Origin of the sequence: Tessaracoccus sp. MC1627 (assembly GCF_014164725.1) — a bacterium.
GTDB lineage: Bacteria > Actinomycetota > Actinomycetes > Propionibacteriales > Propionibacteriaceae > Arachnia.
Map to the genome: position 1 here is coordinate 94,423 of NZ_JACJGA010000003.1, position 21,570 is coordinate 115,992.

Consider the following 21,570-nt stretch of genomic DNA (forward strand, 5'->3'; position numbering starts at 1 on the left):
CTCAGTTCCGGGTCAGTGGGCACGCTGCACGCTCCGCGCGGCGAGCTCGCCCAGCGCGGTGCGGCCGTCGGGGGTGAGGTTCGCCCTGTCCAGCACGGCGAGCGCGCGGGTGAGGCTGTCGTCGATGATGGCCTCCACGTGGGCGCGGGCGCCGGACTCGTCGATGAGCCGGCCGGCGCGGGAGACGTCTGCGTCGGTCAGGCCCGGCGCGCCGAGGATGCCCTCCAGCTCGGCCGCGGCCTGCGGGGCCGAGTCGGCGAGCGCGCGCAGCACCAGGACGGTGCGCTTGCCCTCGCGGATGTCGCCGCCGTAGGGCTTGCCGGTGACGGCCTCGTCGCCGTAGACGCCCAGCACGTCGTCGCGAAGTTGGAAGGCGCGCCCGATGATGGAGCCGAACTCGCCGAGCGCGTCGATGAGGGCGTCGTCGGCGCCCGCGAGCGCGGCCCCGATCTGGGCGGGCCGACGGATGGAGTAGCTGGCGGACTTGTACTCCAGCACGCGCTGCGCTACGTCCAGCTCATCGGCGACGGTGACCGCGCCGGTCACGCCGTACTGGGCGGCGACGTCGAGGTACTGCCCGGCGGTGACTTCGGCCCGCATGAGGCTGAGCAGCGGGCGCGCCCGGTCCAGGTGTGCGGCGCCGGAGGAGTCCACCAGGTCCACGCTCCACATCAGCAGCAGGTCCCCGAGCAGGATGGCCGACGAGGTGCCGAACTCGGCGGCGGCGCCGCGACCCTCCTGCCCGGCGTGGAGCTGCTCGAAGCGCTTGTGGGCGGCGGGGAGGCCGCGGCGGGTGTCGGCGTCGTCGATGAGGTCGTCGTGGACCAGGGCGCTGACATGCAGCAGGTCCAGGGAGGAGGCCACCTTGAGGAGGGGCGCGTCGTCGTGCGGGTGCCCGGCCGCCGCCACGTAGGACCAGTAGCAGTAGGCGGGCCGCAGCCGCTTCCCGCCGGAGGTGCCTTCGCGGGCCACCTCCAGCAGCGCGGTGGCGCCGATGGCGGTGAGCATGGGCTCCTGAGCGGCCAGGTAGGCGTCGATCGTTTCGCTGACCGCGGACAGCAGCGGCGCACCGAGCGGGGAGGAGGGGTCCAGGGAGCGGCTCACGGTTCGAGCTTAGTAGCCCGGCTCGTATTGTTGGCCCATGCCTGTCACCGAGACGAGCCTGCGGAGCGTGGGCGAGCTGATCCGCTCAGCCCACGGCCCCCTGTACTCGTTCGAGTTCTTCCCTCCCCGCTCCGAGGAGGAGGAGCCCGTGCTGTGGGCCGCCGTCGGGGCGCTGGCCCCGCTGGAGCCGTCGTTCGTGTCGGTGACCTACGGGGCGAACGGGTCGCGGCGGGACCGCACCATCCGCGCCACCCGTCGGATCGCGGCCTCCGGAGGCCCGCTGACGGTGGGGCACCTGACGTGCGTGGCGCAGTCGAAGGCGGAGCTGGCCGAGGCGCTGGCCGAGTACCGCGAGGCGGGCGTGACCAACATCCTGGCCATCCGCGGAGACATGCCCGGCGGCGGACCGTGGACTGCGCACCCCGACGGGTTGGCCAACGCCACCGAGCTGGTGAAGTTCGTCAAGGCGGAGGGCGACTTCTGCGTGGGTGTCGCGGCGTTCGCGAACCCGCACGAGACCAGCAACGACCCGGACCTCGACGCGCAGATCCTCCTGGACAAGGTGGAGGCGGGCGCCGAGTTCGCCATCACGCAGCTTTTCTTCGAGGGGGAGCGCTACGGCGAACTGGTGGAGCGGATGCGCGGGCTGGGCTGCGAGGTGCCGATCATCCCGGGGATCATGCCGTTGACGGTCTTGTCGCAGATCGAGCGGTTCGCGGACCTGTCCGGGCGGGAGTTGCCGGCGTCGTTGGTCGCGGAGCTGGGGGCCTGCTCGTCGAAGGAGGAGGTGCGGGAGGCGGGGTTGGCGGCCGCGGTGCGGTTGTGTCGCGGGCTGCTGGACGCCGGCGCCCCCGGGTTGCAGTTCTTCACCCAGAACCGCTCGAAGGCGACCCGTGAGGTCCTCGCCGAGCTGAAGGGCGCTACTCCCGCCCCCTGAGGCGTCTGTCTTCGTCCCTGAGGATCAGCCTCGCCGGAGGCGCGGGCGGTGTCGGTCTTCGTTCCCTGAGGAGCCGCTTCGCCGGAGGCGCGGGCGGTGTCGGTCTTCGTTCCCTGAGGAGCCGCCTCGCCGGAGGCGCGGGCGGTGTCTCGAAGGGTTGTGTCGCAACCCTGTGAGCAAGACTGCTTGTCAGGTCAGGTTACGACCCTTCGAGACGGCCCAGGCCGCTGCGCGGCTGGACCTCCTCAGGGATCGATCGGGTCCCTCCCAAGGGAGTGATCAGGCGAGGAGGGAGCGCCAGGCGGAGGTGTCGACGTCGACCGTCACCATCCGCTGCGTCGCCCTCGTCAACGCCACGTACAGCACCCGCTCCGCGCCCGGGGCCTCCGCGACAATCCCGTCCGGCGACACCACCACCACGCCGTCGTACTCCAACCCCTTCGCCTGCAGCGCCGTCACCACGATGAGCCGGTTCTCGAACTCGCGCAGCCGCACGTCCTGCATCACGAACCGCTGCACGTCCTGGATCAGCGACGGCGGGCAGATCACGCCGATGGTGCCGTTCACCTGCCCGGCCAGCTCGATGAGCTCGTCGCGCAGCACGCCGTGCAGCGCGTCGGAGGTGGCGTGCACCAGCCTGGGCTCGACCCCCGTCGAGCGCACCGCCTTCGGCAGCTCCGCGCCCGGGAACACCTTGGTGATCACCTTCGCCGCCATCGCGTACACCTCGCTGGGGGAGCGGTAGTTGGTGCTCAGCGTGAACGTCCGGCTGGGCCCGCGACCCACGAGGTCCGCCAACGCCCGCGACGTCTCCTCCTGGTCCGGGTAGGAACTCTGCGCAGGGTCCCCGACGATGGTCCACGACGACTGGGGGCCCCGTCGGCGAAGCATCCTCCACTGCATGGGTGTCACGTCCTGGCCCTCATCGACAAGGATGTGCGCGTAGGTGGTCTGCGGATCCTCGTCCGGGTCCACCACCCGCTCGAAGCGCAGCACATCCGTGGTGCTGAGCACCTCCGGCACGTCCCCGCCCTCGATGAACACGTCCATCTCGGGCTCCGGATCCTCCGGGGCCGCGCCCAGCACGTCGATCAGCTCGTCCAGCAGCGCGATGTCTGCCACGGACCAGCCGCGCACGATCTCCGGCCCCTCGTCCCCGCCCGCGACCCACGCGTAGGAACGCACCAGGGCTGACTGCTCGTCGGCCGACAGCTCCGGGGCCACCGCGGCCACGACGGCGGGGTCCGCCAATCTGGCGAGCACCCGGGTGGCGGTGAGGGTGGGCCACCAGGCGTGCATGAACATCGCCAGGCTGGGATGCTCGCGGACCCTGTCCTCCAGCTCGGCGGGCTCGATGGGCACGTCGTCGGGGAACTTCCGGATGAGGGCGTGCACCACCTGATCCGTGGCCTGCTTGCGGCCGCGATTGAGCTTGGTGTTGGACAGCACCTGATCCCGGATGCGGCTCAGCTCGGACTCGCCGAGCCCGAGCACCTCACCCTTGACGGTGACCCGCACCCGCAGCGCCTCCGGGTGGGCGATCATCGGGGTGCGGACCAGGCGCCTCAGGACCTTCAGCATGCCGAGGCTGCCCTTGAGGGTGGCCGCGGCCGACCCGTCGACCCGCTCGCTGGTCAGGCCCAGCACGTCGCCCGCGATCCCGCCGATGGCCTTCAGCGTCACGGTGTCCTCGCCGAGGCTGGGCAGCACCCGCTCGATGTAGTTCATGAACACGTTCGACGGGCCCACCACCAGCACGCCGCCCTTCTCCAGGCGGGCACGGTTGGTGTAGAGCAGATAGGCGGCGCGGTGCAGCGCCACCACCGTCTTGCCGGTGCCGGGTCCGCCCGCGATCACGGTGACGCCCTGGTAGGGGGCGCGGATGGCCTCGTCCTGCTCGGCCTGGATGGTGGCGACGATGTCTCGCATGGTGCGCCCGCGGGCCCGGCTGAGCGCGGCCATGAGGGCGCCCTCGCCGAAGATGGGCAGCTCGGACTCGGCGGAGCCGTCGAGGAGGTCGTCCTCGAGCCCGATCACCCGGTCGTCGCGGCAGCGGAGGACGCGACGGCGGATCACGTCCATCGGTTCGGCCTGCGTGGCGCGGTAGAACGGTTCGGCGGCGGGGGCGCGCCAGTCGATCACCAGCGGCTCGTACTCCTCGTCGCGCACCCCGATGCGGCCGATGTAGCGGGTCTCCTCCGTGGTGAGGTCGATGCGGCCGAAGACCAGGCCGTCGTGCTCGGCGTCCAGGATGGCGAGTCGGCGGGCGGCCTGGTAGGCGAACGCGTCGCGCTCGAACAGGGCGGTGCCGTCCTCCTCGCGGAGGAAGTTGGTGCGGTCGGTGAGGAAGATCTCCCGTCCCGCCTGGGCCATCGACTTGGCGCTGGCAGTGGCGGTGGACAGGTTGGCGTAGACCTTGTCGACATGACCCTGTTCCAGGGCGATCTCTTGTTCGAGTCCCGCGCGCGATGTAGTCAACTTCTTTGCATCCTCCGGTTGAGACAGACAGTCAAGCCTACTCGGTTCATGGGCCGGGGTTCACCGGCGTTCGTGGTGTGGGAGGTGTGCCGACGCTGGGCGCTCCCCGGGTGCCCACCGTGCATGCCGACGACAGGCGATCCCGCTCGACGCCAGCGGTAGGTCCAGACGCCTGCGGTAGGTCCAGACGCCAGCGATCCCGCTCGACGCCAGCGATAGGTCCAGACGCCTGCGGTAGGTCCAGACGCCTGCGATCTAGCGCTGGCGCCTCCTACACGCCTGCCTTGCGTCTCGCCGCCAGCGCTAGAGGGCAGGCGGCGAGAAGGAGCGCAGGCGCCGTCCGGTCCCGAGCGCAGGAGGGCAGGCGGCAAGAAGTAGCGCAGGCGGCAAGAAGTAACGCCGGCGCCTCCCCGCCCGCCCAGCCCAGTAGGTCCCGGAATTGTGCACGCAAATGCGCCCGAAACCAATGTCGGGGCTGCTCTATTCCCCAGAAGTTAGTCATGTCAAACTTGTCGCGTGGACCCTTCTCGCCAACGCCTGTTCCCCGGCCTCTTCTTCATCGACGCCGTGTTGGAGGCCGCCGACACCAAGGCGGAAATGTCCAGCCGGATCACGCTGCAGTACCTCCAGCGGGCCGCCATGGCGGGCATCCTCATCGGCCTGTTCTACCTGGCCTACTTCACGGTGCTGTCCGTCTTCGACTCCATCGAGTCCCTCGGCGAGGGCGGCTACGGGCTCGGCAAGGCCGTCGGCGCCTTCGTGTTCGGCTGGGCGCTGGTGTTCATCTACTACACCAAGTCCGAACTCCTCACCTCCAACATGATGGTCACCTCCATCGCCGTCTACCACCGACGCCTGGGGCAGCTGCGCGGGCTCATGCTGCTGGTGCTGTGCTTCCTGGGCAACGCGATCGGCGGGTTGCTGCTGGCCACCATGGCTCGGTTCTCCACGCTGACCGCCGGGCACGTCGGGGAGAAGATGCTGGGAGCGGTGGAGGTCAAGCTGGGCTACATGACCACCGCGTCGGGGATGGGCGACCTGTTCGTCCGCGCCATCCTCTGCAACCTCATGATCAACGTGGCGATGCTGCTGGTCTACAACGGTTTCCTCAAGGATTCCATCACCATGGCGCTGACCATGGTGATGTCGGTGTTCATCTTCGCGTTCCTGGGGCTCGAGCACTCGGTGGCCAACACCGTCCTGTTCACCATCGTGGGCTTCACCCAGGGGATCGACGTGCTGCCCGCCATGGGCAACGTGGCGATAGCCCTGCTGGGCAACTTCATCGGCGGCGGCGTGCTGATCGGCATCTACTACGCCTACGTCAACGACGACCGCCGGATCGGTCGACGCGCGGGCTGAGCTACCGCCGCGCCCTGTTCGTCGGGCGCGCGTCCTCGCCGGTGAGGCGCTCATGCACCTCGTAGACGGCCAGTGCGGCGCTGGCCAGCTCCGCCCAGGGCTCCGGGCCGGCGGGTGAGCACGACGACGCGGCCGGCCTCCCCGATGCCACCGGCGCCCGCCGCAGCACCGCCCGTGCCGACCGCGGCTCCACCCCCCACTCGACATCAGGCAACGCCCGGCCGAAGTCCCACGTCAGCTCGCGCCCGGGAATCCGCCAGCGCAGCACCGGCGCCTGCCCGGTGTGGTCCACCGTCTCGGCTGCCCCCTTGCCCGCGACATCCACCTCCGCCTGCCCGACGGCGGGGGCCAGCGCTGCCCGCCCCCACCGGGGCCGACGGGGGAGGCAGTCGACGGCGGGCTCACCGACCACGCGGTCCACGGCCACCCCGTCACCGGCCACCCCGTCACCGGCCACCCCGTCGACGATCTCCACCCGGCGCGTGGCCAGGCGGCCCTCGAGCAGCTCGATCAGGCACCCGCCCGGCTGCGCGCGACCGGCGTCGTCGACCACCTGCCACCGCCCGAACGTGCGCTCCACCACCAGCCGGGTGGCCAGCAGCCCGGGCGCCCGCCGCGACCGCGTGCCGGCCACCGGCGCCAGGTCCAGCACGATCCGCGCCAGGTGCGGATGCCCCGCCCGGTCCGCGACATCGGCGAGCGGGCGGTCCAGCAGCAGCGCCCGCCGGTCCTCCGCGGTCCGGGGCGCGTCCGGCCGCTCCACACCGAACCGCCGCGCGGCCAGCCAGGCCCCGTCGAGGGAGTCGAGGAGGTCGCGCCACCGCTCCGCGACGGGTTGCCCGTACCGCCCGCTCAGCACCGCGAACTGCCGCCCGCGCTCGGTGGGCAGCGCCAGTTCGGCGCCGTCGTCGAAGCGGTGCACGGCGGGTGGCGCCTCCACCATCGCCAGGCCGGCCCGTGCCAGCTCGGCCTCGAGCGGGCGGCCGGATTTCTTGAACAGGTCGCGCCAGGTGGCGGGCAGGGTGACGACGGGGGGCAGCTGCCCGCGCTCCGCCGCCCAGCGCCCCCCGAGCGGTCCGCCGGCCAGGTCCAGGCGCACCGGATGGCCCAGTTTTGCCAGCCGTGCGGCGCAGGCCATGCCGGCCAGCGTGCCGCCTCGGATCGTGAGCATGCGGCCCAGGATAGGGCTTGACGTTCTGTCGGAGGGGGGGCATATAGTAGGAACTACCGCACGCCTGTTCGATTAGTTCGGGGAAGCTCTGGTTGGGCACGGCGCCGCGGTATGGGCCGCTCCGGCCCGGCGCAGCCTCGACCCCTGCGTCGGGCCGGGGCTCCCGGGTCGAATCGCACAGTCCATCAGACGATCCCCGGGAGGCACCCATGCGCACATATCAGGAACCCATCCACGTGCTGTTCCGCGACGAGCCGCGGCAGTTCATCTGGCGTGACCGGCTGCTGCTGGTCAAGGAGGTCCAGGGCCGCTGGAGCCAGGCCACCCCGTGGTGGTCGGGCCGGCAGGTGCGCGCCGCCCGCGGGGAGGAGGTCGCCCCCGCCCCCGCCCCCACCCGGGACGGGGAGGAGCCCCCCAGAGCCGAAGTCCCGCCAGCCCGCGGCGACCTGCTCAGCGAGCGGGAGGTGTGGCGGGTGGAGGCCGGAAACGGGAGCCATCGGGGCGTCTACGAGCTGGCGCGCACCGTCGATGCCGACAACTGGGTGCTGCAGGCGGTGCTCGACTGATGATCGATTTCAGCCAGGCCCGGCGTCTCGCCGCCGAGGCCGAACACGCGGACCTGCCGACGGAGCGCTACCTGGCCGCCTACCGTTCGGCGGAGCAGGTGGCCATCGCCGCCATCTCGGCAGCCCCCGTGGGCACGCGGCCCCGCCAGGACGTGTGGTCGCTGCTCTACCGGGTTGCGCCGGAGTTCGGGGAGTGGGCCGGGTTCTTCGCCGCGGTGGCGCCCAAGGCGCGTGCCGTGCAGGCGGGCGCCAGGACGCTGGTCACCGAGCGTGACGCCGCGGACCTGGTCCGCGACTCGCAGCAGTACCTCGCCGAGACGGCGCGCTGGCTGGGCCGCCGGGAGCAGGCGGGACGGCAGCAGGCAGGCCATCAGCAGGCAGGCCGGGAGCAGGCGGGTCGTCAGCAGGCGGGCCATCAGCAGGCGGGACGGCAGCAGGCGGCCGCGAAGGCGTCGTGATGGACAGCTTCGTGCACCTGCGCGTGGCCTCGGGCTACTCCTTCCAGTACGGCGCCTCCCACCCCGGCGAGCTGGTGGCCGAGGCGGTGCGCCACGGCATGGACGCGCTCGCACTCACGGACCGCGGCGGCCTCTACGGCGCCGTGCGGTTCGCGAAGGCCTGCCTCAAGGCGGGGATCGCGCCCATCGTCGGGGTTGACCTGGCGGTTCGGCCGGACGGCTGGCGCCCCACCAGGCGCCCCACGGCCGCCCGCGGCGGGCAACTGCGCGACGAGCGGCTCCCGCGGCTCGTGGTGCTGGCCACCTCCCGGGCCGGGTGGGGCACGCTGTGCGAGCTCATCACCGCCGCCCAGCTCACCGGCGAGCGGGGGGACCCGGCGGTCACCCTGGAGATGATCGCGCGGCACTGCGCGGGGCGCGACGCGGTGGTGCTGCTCGGCGCGGACTCGGAGGTGGGCGAGGCGCTGGCCGCCGGCCGCCCGGACCTCGCGGAGGACGCCGCCACCCGGTGGCGCTCCGAGCTGGGGCACGGGCTGGTCCTGGCCGCCACCAACCATCAGACGGGCGGGCGCGGGGCCGCGTCGGCGCACCAGGCTGCCGGCATGATCCGGTTGGCGCGCCGGCTCGCGGTCCCCGTCGTCCTCACCAACGCGGCGCGGATGGCGCGGCGGGAGCAGGCCGCCACCGCGGACGTGCTGGACGCCGCCCGCCGGCTGGCCCCGCTGGACGTGCGCACCATCGACAGGCGCAACGCCGAGGGCTACCTGAAGCCTGGGGAGGCGATGGCGGCCGCGGCGGAGGAGGCGGCCCGCCTGGCGGGGGAGCCGGACGGGACGGCGTTGCTGCGCGCCACCCGGCACCTGGCCGAGCGCTGCCGGCTGGACCCCGTCGGCGACGTCGGGCTGGGGGAGATCCGGCTGCCCGAGTTCGAGACCCTCGGCACCACGCTGGTCGAGGCGCCCGGGGTGCTGCGCGCGCGCTGCGAGGCGGGCCTGGCGCAGCGCTACGCCACCCTCACCACCGAGGTGACCGGCCGCCTCGACGACGAGCTGTCCGTGATCGGCAGGCTCGGGTTCGAGTCCTACTTCCTCACCGTGGCAGACGTGGTGGGCCTCATCCGGGAGCTCGGCATCCGCTGCGCGGCCCGCGGCTCGGGCGCCGGCAGCCTGGTCAACTACGCGCTCGGGATCTCCGGGGTGGACCCCATCCGGCACGGCCTGATCATGGAGCGGTTCCTCTCCCCGCTGCGGGTGGCGCTGCCGGACATCGACCTGGACGTGGAATCAGCCCGCCGCACCGAGGTCTACGACACGATCCTGGCCACGTTCGGCGGCCAGCGGGTGGCCTGCGTGGCCATGATCGAGACCTACCGGGTCCGCCACGCCGTCCGCGATGTGGGCGCCGCGCTCAGCCTGCCGCCCGTGGAGGTGGACGCCATGGCCAAGGCCTTCCCGCACATCCGCGCCCGAGACGCCCGCGCCGCCCTGCGGGACCTGCCCGAGCTGCGCGCCGCAGGCCTGGGGGAGGAGCGCCTCGATGTGCTGTTCTCGCTGGTCGAATCGCTCGACGGCCTGCCCCGGCACATCGCCCTGCACCCCTGCGGCGTGATCCTCAGCGACTCGTCGCTCGGGCAGCGCACCCCGCTGGAGGCCAGCTTCGGCGGCTACCCCATGAGCCAGTTCGACAAGGACGACGTGGAGGACCTGGGCCTGCTCAAGCTGGATGTCCTCGGCATCCGGATGCAGTCGGCCATGTCGCACGCGCTGACGGAGATCGCGCGCACCTCGCCCGCCGGGCCCCCGCCGCTCATCGACGACCTGGACCCCTTCGACGACCCGGCCGTCTACGACATGATCGCCCACCGCGCCACGCTCGGCTGCTTCCAGATCGAGTCGCCCGGCCAGCGGGAGCTGGTGGGCAAGTTCGGCCCCGAGACCTTCCACGACCTCATCGTCGACATCTCCCTCTTCCGTCCCGGCCCGGTGAAGTCGGACATGATCACCCCGTTCCTGGAGGCGCGGCAGGGCTGGGCGCAGCCCGAATACCTGCACCCCAGCCTCATCCCGGCCCTCGAGCAGACCCAGGGCGTGGTGGTGTTCCACGAGCAGATCATCCAGATCATCTCGGTGGCCACCGGCTGCACCCTGGCCCAGGGCGACGAGGTGCGCCGGGCGCTCGGAGACAAGGAGGGCCAGGCGCAGGTCAAGGAGTGGTTCTGGCCCAAGGCCCGCGCCCGCGGCTACGACGAGCACATCGTCGAACAGATCTGGGAGATCCTCGTCTCGTTCGCCTCCTTCGGGTTCTGCAAGGCGCACGCCGCCGCGTTCGCGCTGCCCACCTACCAGTCGGCGTGGCTGAAGCGCTACTACCCGGCGCACTTCCTCGCCGGCATCCTCACGCATGATCCGGGCATGTACCCCAAGCGGCTGCTGCTGGAGGAGGCCCGCCGCATGAACATCGCGGTGCTGGGCCTGGACGTCAACCGCAGCACCGCCCAGTACCGCGCCGAGGCGCTGGCCGACGGCGAGGCCGCGGAGGAGCCGATGGCGCTGCCGGAGCACCTCGCCATCGGCGCCCCGCCCACCACGGACGGGCTGCCGCAGGTCGACGGCTGGGGCATCCGGCTCTCGCTGGCAGACGTCAAGGGCATCGCCGAGGCGGAGATGGAGCGCATCGTCGCCGGGCAGCCCTACGCCTCGCTCACGGACTTCTGGGGGCGGGCCCGGGTGGCCGAGCCCGTCGTCGAACGGCTCATCCTGGCAGGGGCCTTCGACGCCCTCTACCGCATCGGCCGCCACGCCCCGGTGCAGCGGCGCGGCCAGATCACCCGCCGGGACCTGCTGCTGGCGCTGGCGGACCTGCACCGGCAGCGGCGGGCGGACGAGCGGGTGGTGTCGCGGGCGAAGGGGCGGCGCAGGAGTGTCGCGGGGACGGACCCCGGGGAACTCGCCTGGGCGCAGCGGCAGCGGGCGGGCCACCCGCCGCAGGCGGTGCAGGGTGCGCTGGACTTCGGCGTCGCCGAGACGGAGCCGACGGCGGACGTGCCCGTCACCGGCCTGCCGGAGATGGACGACGAGCAGCGGCTGAAGGCGGAGCTGGAGATCCTCGGCCTGGACGTCAGCCACCACATCATGGAGCGCTACCTGCCGCTGCTGCGGGCGCTCGGCGCCACCAGCTCGCGCACCCTGCTGCAGCAGCGCAACCAGGCCGAGATCCTCGTCGCGGGCGTGAAGGTGGCCACCCAGACGCCCCCGGTGCGCTCCGGGCGGCGCGTGATCTTCCTCACCCTGGACGACTCCACCGGCCCGGTGGACGCCACCTTCTTCGAGGACGCGCAGGGCCCGTACGCGGCCACGGTGTTCGCCTCCTGGATGGTGCTGGTGCGCGGCAAGGTCCGCCGCACCGGCCCGCGGGGGGTCTCCATCCGCGCCACCGGCTGCTGGGACCTGGGCCGGCTCGACGAGGCGTGGCGGGCGGCGCTGGCCGAGGGGGCCACGGAGGCCGAGGCTGTCGCGGCGGTGGTGGCCATCATCGACGAGGTGCCCGTGGGCTACTCCCTGGTGGGCCAGTGGCACCCCGCGCCGGCCGAGCGGCACGCCCCGGCCGCGCAGCCCGCACCGGGCGTCGACGAGGAGCCGCCCCCGGACCCGCAGGAACACACCCGCGCGGGCGGCATGGGGCGCCGCCGGGTGCTGGTGCACGCCAGCGGGTTCACGCAGTCGCCCTACGCGGACATCAAGCCGGCGGGCACCGGCGCCGCCGAGGCGCCACGCAAGCTGTGGCACTCCAGCCCGGGAAGCTCAGGGAGATGAGATGCCAGTCATCGCGCATGTGGACATGGACGCCTTCTACGCGTCGGTGGAGATGGCCCGGCACCCGGAGCTGCGGGAGGTGCCGATGTTCGTCGGCGGCTCCACCCGCGGGGTGGTGCTCTCGGCCAACTACCCGGCGCGCCGGTTCGGGATCGGCGCGGGCATGCCGTCGAGCCGGGCCAGGCGCCTGTGCCCGCAGGTGGCCGTGATCCACCCGGACTTCGACCACTACACGGCGGTCTCCGACGGCATCCGCGAGATCTTCGACACGGTGACGGACCGGGTGGAGATGGCCTCCATCGACGAGGCGTTCATCGACCTCACCACGGCGCTGCGCCGCCTCGGCGGGGACCCGGTTGCCATCGGGGAGACGCTCCGCGCCCAGGTGATGGACGAGCAGGGGGTGCCCTGCTCCATGGGCATCGGCCCCAGCAAGTTCATCGCCAAGCTGGCGTCGAAGGCCGCCAAGCCGGACGGCCTGGTGCGGGTCCGCCCCGAGGAGGTGATCGCATTCCTGCACCCGCTGCCGGTGGAGGCCATCTGGGGGGTGGGGGAGGCGACGGCGGCGCGGCTGCACCGGCTGGGCCTCAGCACCGTCCGCGACATCGCCAACACCCCCCGTTCCACCCTGCAGCGGGCGCTCGGCGACGGGCAGGGCGCGCTCCTGCTGGACCTTGCCTGGGGCCGCGACGACCGCTCCGTCCTGGCCCGAGAGCCCGCCGAGCACAGCGTCGGCTCGCAGGAGACGTTCCCGCAGGACACCGACGACGCGGGCGTGGTGGCCACGGAGATCCTGCGGATGGCGGACCGCACCGCGTCGCGGATGCGGGCGCAGTCCATGGTGGGGCGCACGGTGACGCTGTCGGTGCGGTTCGCGGACTTCACCACCATCACGCGCACCGGCACGATCTCCGCCCCCACGGACCGCACCAACGACATCTACGCCGAGGCGATGCGGCTGTTCACCAAGCTCAACCTGCAGCGCGCCCGGATCCGCAGGGTGGGGGTGCGGATGGAGAAGCTGGTGCCGAAGGCCGGCACCTACGAGCAGCCCGCGCTGGACGAGCCGGCCCGCGGATGGACGGAGGCGGAGCAGGCCATCGACAAGGCGGTGCTGCGGTTCGGCCCGCACGCCGTGCGGCGGGCCACCCTCACCCGCCGAAGGGATGAGCGAACTGATCCACACCTGATCCATGCCTGATACACATTCGCAACGGTCCCCCAGCAGCATGGGGGAGATGAAACTCCTTGTCATCGCGCCCGCCTCCCGCTATCAGCCCGGCCACTTCGGTGAGCTCCTGGTGGCGCTGGCGGACCGGACTGTGGCCCTCGCCCGCGAGGCCGGCTGGACCACCACCCTCATCGGCATGCAGGACTGCGGGGATCACGTGTGGCACGCGGCGCTCGCTGCCGCGGACGCGGTGGTGCTGCTCGGCGGGCACGATGTGGACCCGCGCGTCTACAAGGGCAGGAACGAGTATCCCGGGTCCGGGGACCACCTGGGCACCGCGGACCGCCGCTCGATCGCCGTGGTGCAGGCCTGCCGCGCGGACCGCCGTCCGCTGCTGGGGATCTGCCGCGGGATGCAGTTGATCAACGTGGCCTACGGGGGGAACCTGTCTCCGGACCTGTTCACCGCCCAGACCCACCGGCTCCCCGGCGGCCAGCGCGGCATGTTGGACCACCTCGTCGACGTGGAGGCCGGGTCGCGGTTGGCGGACGCGCTCCCAGCTGAGCGGTTGACGGTGCGCAGCTCGCACCATCAGGGCGTCGAACGACTGGGCGAGGGCCTGAGGCCCACGGCGTGGGCCACGCACGACGGCGTGATCGAGGGGATCGAGGACCCGGACCGCCCCGTCCTGGCGGTGCAATGGCACCCGGAGGACGAGGGGGCGGAGCCGGATCAGCTCACCGGTCTGCTGGGCTGGCTGGCCGCGCACATCCGCAGCACCGAGGCACCCCGCGCCAGCGCCTGAGGAGGATCAGAGGTCGCCCTGTTGGCGACGGCGCCACCGCTCCTCAAGCTTGTCCATGAAGTCCTGCGATGGGTTGGTCGACGGCGAGGGCCGCGGCGCGCTGGGCCCGCGCCTGCTGGGCTGGGCGCCCTCGTCACCCACCCTGCGCCACGAGTTGATGCCGATCAGCGCCGCGCCGAGCATGAGCAGGAAGCCGAGCACGCTCACCGCGGGGTGCACCTGGACCCCCACCAACAACACCACGACGCCGGCGATGAACCCCACGCCGGCGATGGCCGCCCTGCGGCGGTGAATGCGGATGGTCGACGACCCGCTCAGCGTGTCAGCGAGCTTGGGGTCCTCGGCCATGAGGGACGCTTCAAGCTGCTCCAGCAGCTTTCGTTCCTGCTCAGAAAGCGCCATTGGTTCTCCCTCGTCGACCTTTCGTTCCAGTCTATGCGCCGGGTCAACCGGCGGGAAGTCGACGCCAGAGAGAGGCCGGCAGGAGGATCGCCCCTTCAGCTGGCTGAGGTGCCGCGAAGCGGCCTCGAAGCCTCAGAAACGTTAGCTGACAAGGTCACTCTTTTTGGGCTTCGAGGCTCGTCGCTGCGCTCCTCGCTCCTCTGCCCGCGGGGCGGCGGAACTCGTCGTTGCGTTCCGCTCGGCGCGACCTTTCCGCTGGCTGAGGTGCCGCGAAGCGGCCTCGAAGCCTCAGAAACGTTAGCTGACAAGGTCACTCTTTTTGGGCTTCGAGGCTCGTCGCTGCGCTCCTCGCTCCTCTGCCCGCGGGGCGGCGGAACTCGTCGTTGCGCTCCGCTCGGCGCGACCTTTCCGCTGGCTGAGGTGCCGCGAAGCGGCGACGAAGCCTCAGAAACGTAAGCTGACAAGGTCACTCATTTTAGGCTTCGAGGCTCGTCGCTGCGCTCCTCGCTCCTCAGCCCGCGGAGAGGTGCCGCGAAGCCTCATCAGCGGCGGAGGCGCCAGAGAGAGGCCGGCAGGAGGATCGCCCTGGCCCGCACCATGGCCGAGGAGTCCGCCCAGAGCGAGGCCCGCACCGCGCGCACCTGGGCGGGCAGCCGCCCAGGATCCGCCGCGTCACGCGAGAACCTACTCACCTCGACGGTGTGCGCGAGCTCCCGCAGCGCCGCCGCGCCGTTGGGGGGAAGGTCCACGGACTCCGACACCGGCCCGGGGGAGCCGTCCGGCCAGGGCCGGCGGAAGTCCCGGAACAGGGCCTCCACCTCCGTCCACGCCGAACCGGCCGCGACCCTCGCCTCCTGGCCGCCGCGCAGCCTCCACCACCGCTGCCCCCGCCGGACCGCGGCGGGCACGCTCAGCGCGACCAGCGCGATCCCGGCGAGCAGCCAGTCCAGCCATCCCACGTCGCCGTCGCCGCCCGGGGCGCTGGGCTGGAACGTGGGCATCGGCTCCTCGGAGGGGAGCGCAGACGGCAGGGTCGTGGGCGTCGACGGGCTGGGTGACGGCGAATCCGACGGTGCGACTGAGGGCTGCGTGGCCGGATCGGTGTACTCGGGAGGGCCGTCGAACGCGGGGGTGGGCTCGAACGGCACCCAGCCGAGCCCGTCGAGGAAGAGCTCCGGCCAGGCGTGGGCGTCGTGCGCGGTGACCTCGAAGGTGCCGTCCTCGAGGCGCTCGCCGGGGGCGAACCCGACGGCCATCCGCGCGGGGATCCCCTCGAGGCGGGACATGGTGATCATGGCCGCGGCGAAGTGGATGCAGTAGCCTGCACGCTCCTCGAGGAGGAAGGCGCTGATGGCGTCGGAGCCGGTCGACGGCGGGGCCTCGAGCGAGTAGGTGAAGGCGTCCGAGCGGAGGAACTCCTGGATCGCCAGCGCCTTCTGGCCGGCGGTGGCGGCCTCCGAGACCACGTCGGCGGTCAGGTCCGTGACCACGGGGGCGAGCCCCTCAGGCACCGCGACAGTGACGGCGTTGACGCCGCCGCCTGCCTCGGCCGCCTCGATGTCCTCCCGCGACGGGGACGGCAGGGTGGAGACCACGGAGTAGTTGAGGTCGATCGTCTGTTCCAGGCGGTCCGGGCCGGAGGCCACGATGCTCATCGTGTCCGGGTCGAAGCTCCAGCTGCCGTCGGCGTCGATGGACTCGGCCGCGAACGGGGCGGGCAGGTACTCCGACGGCACGCCGGCCATGGCCACGTCGATCTCCACGCGTTCGCCGGGGAACGTGTGGGCGCCCGCCAGCCCGATCCGCGAGAGGCGCATGGGGAGCAGGCGCGCCCCTGCGGTGGTGAGCTCCGGCAGCGCGACGGTGCGCATGTAGACGCTCTCGTCGTTGGAGGTGCGATACGTGAGGATGCGGGTGTCCGCGGGCCGCTTGAGGTCCTGCTCCAGGCGGACGGTGGGGTCGCTGAGCTGGATGGGGCCGTCCGGGCCGTCGCTGTTCCAGGGCTGCTTCTGCCCGAGCGGCACCAGCGGGGCGAGCACGAGCGCCAGGGCCACCGCGACCGCCCCGAACGCCACCGCCACCTGCGCCCGCGACAGAAGGTAGGCGCCGACGCGCGACGCCTTGCCGGTGACCTCGTCGGCCAGCCCCGTGGCGCTAACGAGCAGCGCCAGGTAGCCCACCACCACGGGCAGCACGAACACGAACGACAGCTCGTCGATGACCGCGATGGACGCGATGCCGTACACCAGCGCCACCGGCGCGATGGACCACGCCGGCTGCTCCAGGACGTTGACCAGCAGCTCCACCACCAGGATCAGTAGCCCGGTGAGCGCCACGATGAGCCACATCAGACCAGGGGAGGGCTCCACGGGCGCCGCCCCGGTGCGGATGGTCACCACGCCCTCGGCGACCAGCGCCTGCATCGAGCCCAGCGGATCCGTGATGCCCGCGCCGGCCAGCGACGTCGCCCGCCACACCACGTAGGCGCCGCCCGCCAGGATCTGGAGCATCAGCACCAGCATCCGTGGCAGGCGGAGCGCGGCGAGCGCGGCCCCGGTGACACCGACGATCCCCAGCACGACGGCGGACTCGACGAGGTAGCCCGCGCCCTGCACCATCGTCGAGAGCGGCAGCAGCCCGAGCCACAGCGCGACCGCGGCCACGAGGCTCGTCCACGGGTGGTAGCTGAACCTCACCGCGACACCCGCTTCCAGACCTGGGGCATCGGCTCACCCGGCGCGTAGGCCTCGATGGTCCAGCCGTGGTTGCGCAGCAGCCTGCAGGCGTCGTCGTGCTCGTCGTCGGCGGCCCCCCAGGCGCGCGCGTCCGGCACCAGCGCCACCAGGCTCCGCGCCCGCCCCCCGGCGGCCACCAGCGCCGCCGCGTCCGCCGCCCGCAGCAGCCCCGTCGCCGCGACGATCGAGGACGCCGAGGTGAGCGCCTCGGTGTCCGTGACGGCGCGCCCCAGCCACGTCTCCTCCGACGGCGCCAGGTCCGTCATGGCCTCCACCATCGCGTGCCGCGCCCCGTGCCCGACGGCGTGGCCAGACTCGAACACCGTCCCCGACGGCGCCACCACGGACAGCCGGTAGCGGCCCTCCACCAGCAGCGCCGCGATCGAGGTGACGGCGGAGACCGCCCACTCGAGGCTGCCCGTGGGGCCCTCGCCGAGGTGCGCGTCGAGCCTGTTGTCCACGATGAGCGTGCTCGACGGGTCCCACGGATGCTCCTCGAGCCGGACCATGAGGTCGCCCTGCTTGGCGCTCATCTTCCAGTGCACCCGACGCATGTCGTCGCCGTGGCGGTGCTCGCGCACCAGCACGTCGTCCTGACCGGCCTGCCCGATCCGCTGCGGGGTCGCGTCGCCCGCCGCGCCCAGCCCCGCCCCGCCGGTGAGCTCGCCGAGCGGCCACACCCGAGGCGTGACCCGCAGGAGGGTCGTCTCGCCGGCAGCCGTGAACGTGCGCAGGGCGAGGCCGAACGGGTCCGCGGCGGAGCCCAGCAGCGGGCCGATCTCGAACCGCCCCCGGAGCGCAGCCTCCAACGTGTAGCCCACGGCCTGACGCCACCGGCCGAAGCCGCGGGCGATCACGAAGGCCGCCCCACCCCCCAGCGGGTCGGGTGCGGTGTCCAGGAAGCGCAGGGCGCTGGCCTGCGCCGGCGACTGGTTGGCCACCTGCAGCACCACCCGGGTGGAGGTGCCGACGGGGATGGTGGGCGGGGTGAGCGAGCGCTGGTGGCTGACGCGTGGGCGCGCCAGCACGAGGTAGCCCGCGGCGAGCAGGGGCAGCACCGCCAGGGTCAGCGCCACCCACATGAGGTCGCGCTCGCCCAGGTAGCCGGCCCCGGCGGTGGCCGCGACACCCAGGACCAGCAGCATGATGCCGCGGCCCGTCAGCCGGGTTCCCCGCTTGGGCAACGCCTCAGCCCCGGTTCGGTGCGGGGGTGGCGTCGACGATGGCCCCGATGATGCTCTCCGGGTCCCGCCGGGACACCTGGGCCTCCACCGTCGGCAGCACCCGGTGCGCCAGCACGGCCACCGCGAGGCTGCGCACGTCCTCGGGGATCACGTAGTCCCGGCCCGCCAGCGCGGCCTCCACGCGGGAGGCCCGCATGAGGTGCAGCGACGCGCGGGGGCTGGCCCCCAGCCGGAGGTCCGGGTGGCGCCGGGTGCCCTCGGAGATGGCGACGATGTAGTCGTTGATCACCGGGGCCACGTAGACGCTGCGGATGGTGCGGACGGCGGCGGCGATGGCGGCGGCGTCGGTGACCGGCGAGATGCTGGCCAACTGGTCCCCGCCGGCGTTGTGGGTGAGCATCGCCACCTCGGCCTGCCGCGCCGGGTAGCCCATGGTGATGCGCGCCATGAACCGGTCGCGCTGCGCCTCGGGGAGGGGATAGGTGCCCTCCATCTCGATGGGGTTCTGGGTGGCGATCACCATGAAGGGCTCGCTCAGTTGATACGTGTGCCCGTCCGCGGACACCTGGCCCTCGGCCATGGCCTCCAGCAGCGCGGACTGCGTCTTGGGGGAGGCGCGGTTGATCTCGTCGCCCAGCACGATGTGGGCGAAGATGCCGCCCGGCTTGAACTCGAACTCGCGCGTGGCCTGGTTGAACACCGACACGCCGGTCACGTCGCTGGGCAGCAGGTCAGGCGTGAACTGGATGCGCTTGACGTTGCCGGAGATGGCGCGGCCCAGCGATTTCGCCAGCACAGTCTTCCCCACCCCGGGGACGTCCTCGATGAGCAGGTGGCCCTCCGCGAGCAGCACCGCCACGGCCATCCGGATCTGATGCGGCTTGCCCTCGATCACCCGGCCCATCTCTGCGGCGATGTCGCGGGCGAGCTTGGAGACCTCGGCGAGCGAGGGGGTGACGGGCTGGTTCACCGGGACTCCTTCTGGTGGCGGGCCGGGACGGCGGTTCCAGCGTAGTTGCCAGCGGCAACGACCAGCCAACACGCCACAAAGTGGTGCCCTTGTGGGGGGAAGTGGGGTACGGTGGGGCGAAATGGAGCGAAGTGGATGGCTAGTGGAGCGAAGGGGGGCGCACACCGATGTTTCTGGGGACCTACACACCCAAGTTGGACGAGAAGGGGCGCCTCATCCTGCCCGCCAGGTTCCGCGACGCCTTGGAGGCCGGACTGGTGGTCACCCGCACCCAGGAGCGGGCGTTGGCCGTCTACCCCAAGGACACGTTCGAGGCGCTGATGGCAGAGGCCATGAGCGCCCCGAGCACCGTGAAGCAGGTCCGCGACTATCAGCGCATGATGACGGCGGGCGCCAGCTTCGAAGTTCCGGACCGGCAAGGGCGGGTGACCATCCCCCAGATCCTGCGCGACTACGCCGGCCTGGATCGCGACGTCGTGGTGATCGGAGCGATGAACCGCGCCGAGATCTGGGACGCCGAGACCTGGCAGACCTACTCGGCGGCCAGCGAAGAGGGTTTCGCCGGCATGGACGACGAACTCAGCGCCTTCCACAGGCTCTGACGGCCCACCCGGTGGCTCCCGGCCGGCGGCCCTGACCTCACTTCCCCGATGTCAGGTCCACTCCGGAAGGGAACCTCCGGGTGGGGCGCACGAGACGGACGAATTTCCATCAGAAGACAAGGGTCGAAACACATGCAGGGCTACGCGGACGTTCACGAACCGGTCATGAAAGACCGCATCGTCGAACTCCTGCGCCCGGCCCTGCAGCGCCCGGGATCGGTCTACGTCGACGGCACCCTCGGCCTCGCCGGCCACGCGATCGCCGTGCTGGAGGCCTGCCCGGAGGCCCGCCTGATCGGCATCGACCGGGACCCCGACGCCCACGCCGTCGCCCGCGACCGCCTGGGCCCGCTGGCCGAGCGGGCCACCCTCGTGCACGCCGTCTACGACGAGCTCCCCGAGGTGCTGGAGGAGCTCGGCGTCGCGAAGGTGGACGCCATCCTGCTGGACCTCGGCCTCTCCTCGCTCCAGATCGACCGCCTGGAGCGCGGCTTCGCCTACCGCGTCGACGCGCCCCTGGACATGAGGATGAACCCGACGGAGGGCCCCACCGCCGCCGACGTGCTCAACACCTACCCGGCCCGTGAACTGTCGCGGATCCTCAAGTGGTACGGCGAGGAGCGGTTCGCGGACCGCATCGCCCGCGCCGTCGTCGACGAGCGGCAGCGCGCCCCGTTCACCAGCTCGGGGCGCCTGGTGGAGACCATCTCGGCGGCCATCCCCGCCGCCGCCCGCCACACCGGCGGCCATCCCGCCAAGCGCACCTTCCAGGCGCTGCGGATCGAGGTCAACCGGGAGCTGGCCGCCCTCGAGGGGGTCCTGCCGGCGGCCGTCGACGCCCTGGCCGTGGGCGGCCGGATCGCGGTGCTCAGCTACCACTCGCTGGAGGACCGCCTGGTCAAGCGCACCCTGGCCGCGAAGTCCGCGGACCGCGCACCCCGCGACCTCCCCGTCGTCCCCGAGTACCTCAAGGCCGAGTTGATGCTGCTGACCCGCGGCGCCGAGCGGCCCAGCGAGCACGAGACCGCCAGCAACCCCCGGGCCGCCTCCGCGCGGCTCAGGGCAGCGACACGAATCAGGGAGGCCACCGCATGAGCGCCCAGCCGATCACCGCCGCCGGGAGCCCGCCCGCCCCACGCCTGCGCGTCGTCAGGATGCCCGGCGGCACCGTCTCCCCCCTCGGCTTCGCCGTCATCGTGGTCCTGTTGATCGCCGCCGGCCTGGGCCTGGTGATGGTGGTCACCACCTCCGTGGGCGCCCAGTCCCGCGAGCTGGCCGGCCTCCGCAGGGAGGCCACCGAGCTCGGCTACACCCAGGCCGCCCTCACCTCCCAGCTCCAGAACGTCTCCAGCGCCAACGCGTTGGCGCTGCGGGCCTCCCAGCTCGGCATGGTTCCCAACCCGTACCCGGCGTTCATCCACCTGGCGGATCACACGGTCACCGGCGTGCCGACGGCCGTCACCGGAGACGAGCTGCCCTACCTGCGCGGCCGCCGCTCAGAGGCGCCCTCGACGGCGGCCCCAGTCACCACGCCGAGGCCGGAGGCACCGGTGGTAGAGCTGCCCGACGATCTCGTCGCGGCCGGAACGACGGGGGAGTAAGGCCATGGCGGAACGCAAAGGGCGGCCGCGGGCCACCAACGGGACTCGTGCGTCATCGTCCGCGCGCCCCCAGAAGGGCGCCGCCGCTGGCGGCAGGAAGCCCTCCGGCGACCCGACCCAGCGCTCCGCCGCGCGACCGGCAGCCAAGCCCGCCGGCAGGTCGTCTGCCAAGCGAGCCTCGTCGTCGCGCCCGGGCGCGCCCAGCCGTCGGG

General features: G+C 72.4%; 17 protein-coding genes. 10 read left to right on the forward strand and 7 right to left on the reverse strand.

What is annotated here, in order from left to right:
• Positions 1-12: 12 nt before the first annotated feature.
• Positions 13-1,104 carry a polyprenyl synthetase family protein gene (locus tag H5399_RS08355; protein WP_370585722.1) on the reverse strand — a complete coding sequence of 364 codons (1,092 nt, stop codon included), beginning with the start codon at positions 1,102-1,104 and terminating at the stop codon, positions 13-15.
• Positions 1,105-1,141: 37 nt separating this feature from the next.
• On the opposite strand from H5399_RS08355, the gene H5399_RS08360 reads away from it, so the two are divergent.
• Entirely contained in the window at positions 1,142-2,041 is a 900-nt protein-coding gene (locus H5399_RS08360; RefSeq protein ID WP_182782591.1) for a methylenetetrahydrofolate reductase, read from the forward strand.
• A 279-nt stretch (positions 2,042-2,320) separates the two neighbouring features.
• Here the strand turns inward: H5399_RS08360 and H5399_RS08365 are convergent, their stop codons facing one another.
• The gene (locus H5399_RS08365; protein ID WP_220490917.1) at positions 2,321-4,519 is read right to left on the reverse strand and encodes a UvrD-helicase domain-containing protein; all 2,199 of its coding nucleotides are present in this window, start codon (positions 4,517-4,519) and stop codon (positions 2,321-2,323) included.
• Between the two features lie 516 nt (positions 4,520-5,035).
• Between H5399_RS08365 and H5399_RS08370 the strand changes: the two genes are divergently transcribed.
• Positions 5,036-5,881, forward strand: coding sequence for a formate/nitrite transporter family protein (locus tag H5399_RS08370; RefSeq protein WP_220489354.1), 846 nt, complete (start codon positions 5,036-5,038; stop codon positions 5,879-5,881).
• Position 5,882: 1 nt separating this feature from the next.
• On the opposite strand, the gene H5399_RS08375 is transcribed toward H5399_RS08370, so the two are convergent.
• Complete coding sequence (locus H5399_RS08375; protein ID WP_182782592.1) at positions 5,883-7,052, reverse strand: hypothetical protein; 1,170 nt, start codon at positions 7,050-7,052, stop codon at positions 5,883-5,885.
• A 209-nt stretch (positions 7,053-7,261) separates the two neighbouring features.
• Between H5399_RS08375 and H5399_RS08380 the strand changes: the two genes are divergently transcribed.
• Genes H5399_RS08380 through H5399_RS08400 form a run of 5 tightly spaced genes read left to right on the forward strand, consistent with a single transcriptional unit; the run spans position 7,262 to position 13,864 of the window.
• Positions 7,262-7,618, forward strand: a complete 357-nt coding sequence (locus H5399_RS08380) for a DUF6504 family protein (protein WP_182782593.1) — start codon at positions 7,262-7,264, stop codon at positions 7,616-7,618.
• Complete coding sequence (locus H5399_RS08385; protein WP_182782594.1) at positions 7,618-8,076, forward strand: SAV_6107 family HEPN domain-containing protein; 459 nt, start codon at positions 7,618-7,620, stop codon at positions 8,074-8,076. The genes H5399_RS08380 and H5399_RS08385 overlap by 1 nt, the downstream gene beginning before the upstream one ends.
• The gene (locus H5399_RS08390) at positions 8,076-11,888 is read left to right on the forward strand and encodes a DNA polymerase III subunit alpha (RefSeq protein WP_182782595.1); all 3,813 of its coding nucleotides are present in this window, start codon (positions 8,076-8,078) and stop codon (positions 11,886-11,888) included. The genes H5399_RS08385 and H5399_RS08390 overlap by 1 nt, the downstream gene beginning before the upstream one ends.
• Before the next feature lies 1 nt (position 11,889).
• The gene (gene dinB / locus H5399_RS08395; protein WP_182782596.1) at positions 11,890-13,089 is read left to right on the forward strand and encodes a DNA polymerase IV; all 1,200 of its coding nucleotides are present in this window, start codon (positions 11,890-11,892) and stop codon (positions 13,087-13,089) included.
• Positions 13,090-13,126: 37 nt separating this feature from the next.
• Positions 13,127-13,864 carry a gamma-glutamyl-gamma-aminobutyrate hydrolase family protein gene (locus H5399_RS08400; protein ID WP_182782597.1) on the forward strand — a complete coding sequence of 246 codons (738 nt, stop codon included), beginning with the start codon at positions 13,127-13,129 and terminating at the stop codon, positions 13,862-13,864.
• Between the two features lie 6 nt (positions 13,865-13,870).
• Here the strand turns inward: H5399_RS08400 and H5399_RS08405 are convergent, their stop codons facing one another.
• The 4 genes from H5399_RS08405 to H5399_RS08420 all read right to left on the reverse strand — a co-directional run bounded on the left by H5399_RS08405 (position 13,871) and on the right by H5399_RS08420 (position 19,089).
• On the reverse strand, positions 13,871-14,266 hold the full coding sequence (locus H5399_RS08405) for a DUF3040 domain-containing protein (protein ID WP_182782598.1): 396 nt from the start codon (positions 14,264-14,266) through the stop codon (positions 13,871-13,873).
• A 542-nt stretch (positions 14,267-14,808) separates the two neighbouring features.
• Positions 14,809-16,962: a transglutaminase domain-containing protein gene (locus H5399_RS08410; RefSeq protein ID WP_182782599.1), complete on the reverse strand. Its 2,154-nt coding sequence runs from the start codon at positions 16,960-16,962 to the stop codon at positions 14,809-14,811.
• Complete coding sequence (locus H5399_RS08415; protein WP_182782600.1) at positions 16,959-18,185, reverse strand: DUF58 domain-containing protein; 1,227 nt, start codon at positions 18,183-18,185, stop codon at positions 16,959-16,961. Before H5399_RS08415 ends, H5399_RS08410 begins: the two co-directional genes overlap by 4 nt.
• 4 nt (positions 18,186-18,189) lie before the next feature.
• Complete coding sequence (locus H5399_RS08420; protein WP_182782635.1) at positions 18,190-19,089, reverse strand: MoxR family ATPase; 900 nt, start codon at positions 19,087-19,089, stop codon at positions 18,190-18,192.
• Between the two features lie 233 nt (positions 19,090-19,322).
• On the opposite strand from H5399_RS08420, the gene mraZ reads away from it, so the two are divergent.
• From mraZ to H5399_RS08435, 3 genes are all read left to right on the forward strand, one after another.
• Complete coding sequence (mraZ, locus tag H5399_RS08425; protein ID WP_182782601.1) at positions 19,323-19,757, forward strand: division/cell wall cluster transcriptional repressor MraZ; 435 nt, start codon at positions 19,323-19,325, stop codon at positions 19,755-19,757.
• A 132-nt stretch (positions 19,758-19,889) separates the two neighbouring features.
• Positions 19,890-20,852, forward strand: coding sequence for a 16S rRNA (cytosine(1402)-N(4))-methyltransferase RsmH (gene rsmH / locus H5399_RS08430; protein WP_182782602.1), 963 nt, complete (start codon positions 19,890-19,892; stop codon positions 20,850-20,852).
• Positions 20,849-21,358, forward strand: coding sequence for a hypothetical protein (locus tag H5399_RS08435; RefSeq protein ID WP_182782603.1), 510 nt, complete (start codon positions 20,849-20,851; stop codon positions 21,356-21,358). The genes rsmH and H5399_RS08435 overlap by 4 nt, the downstream gene beginning before the upstream one ends.
• The last annotated feature ends 212 nt before the right edge of the window (positions 21,359-21,570 follow it).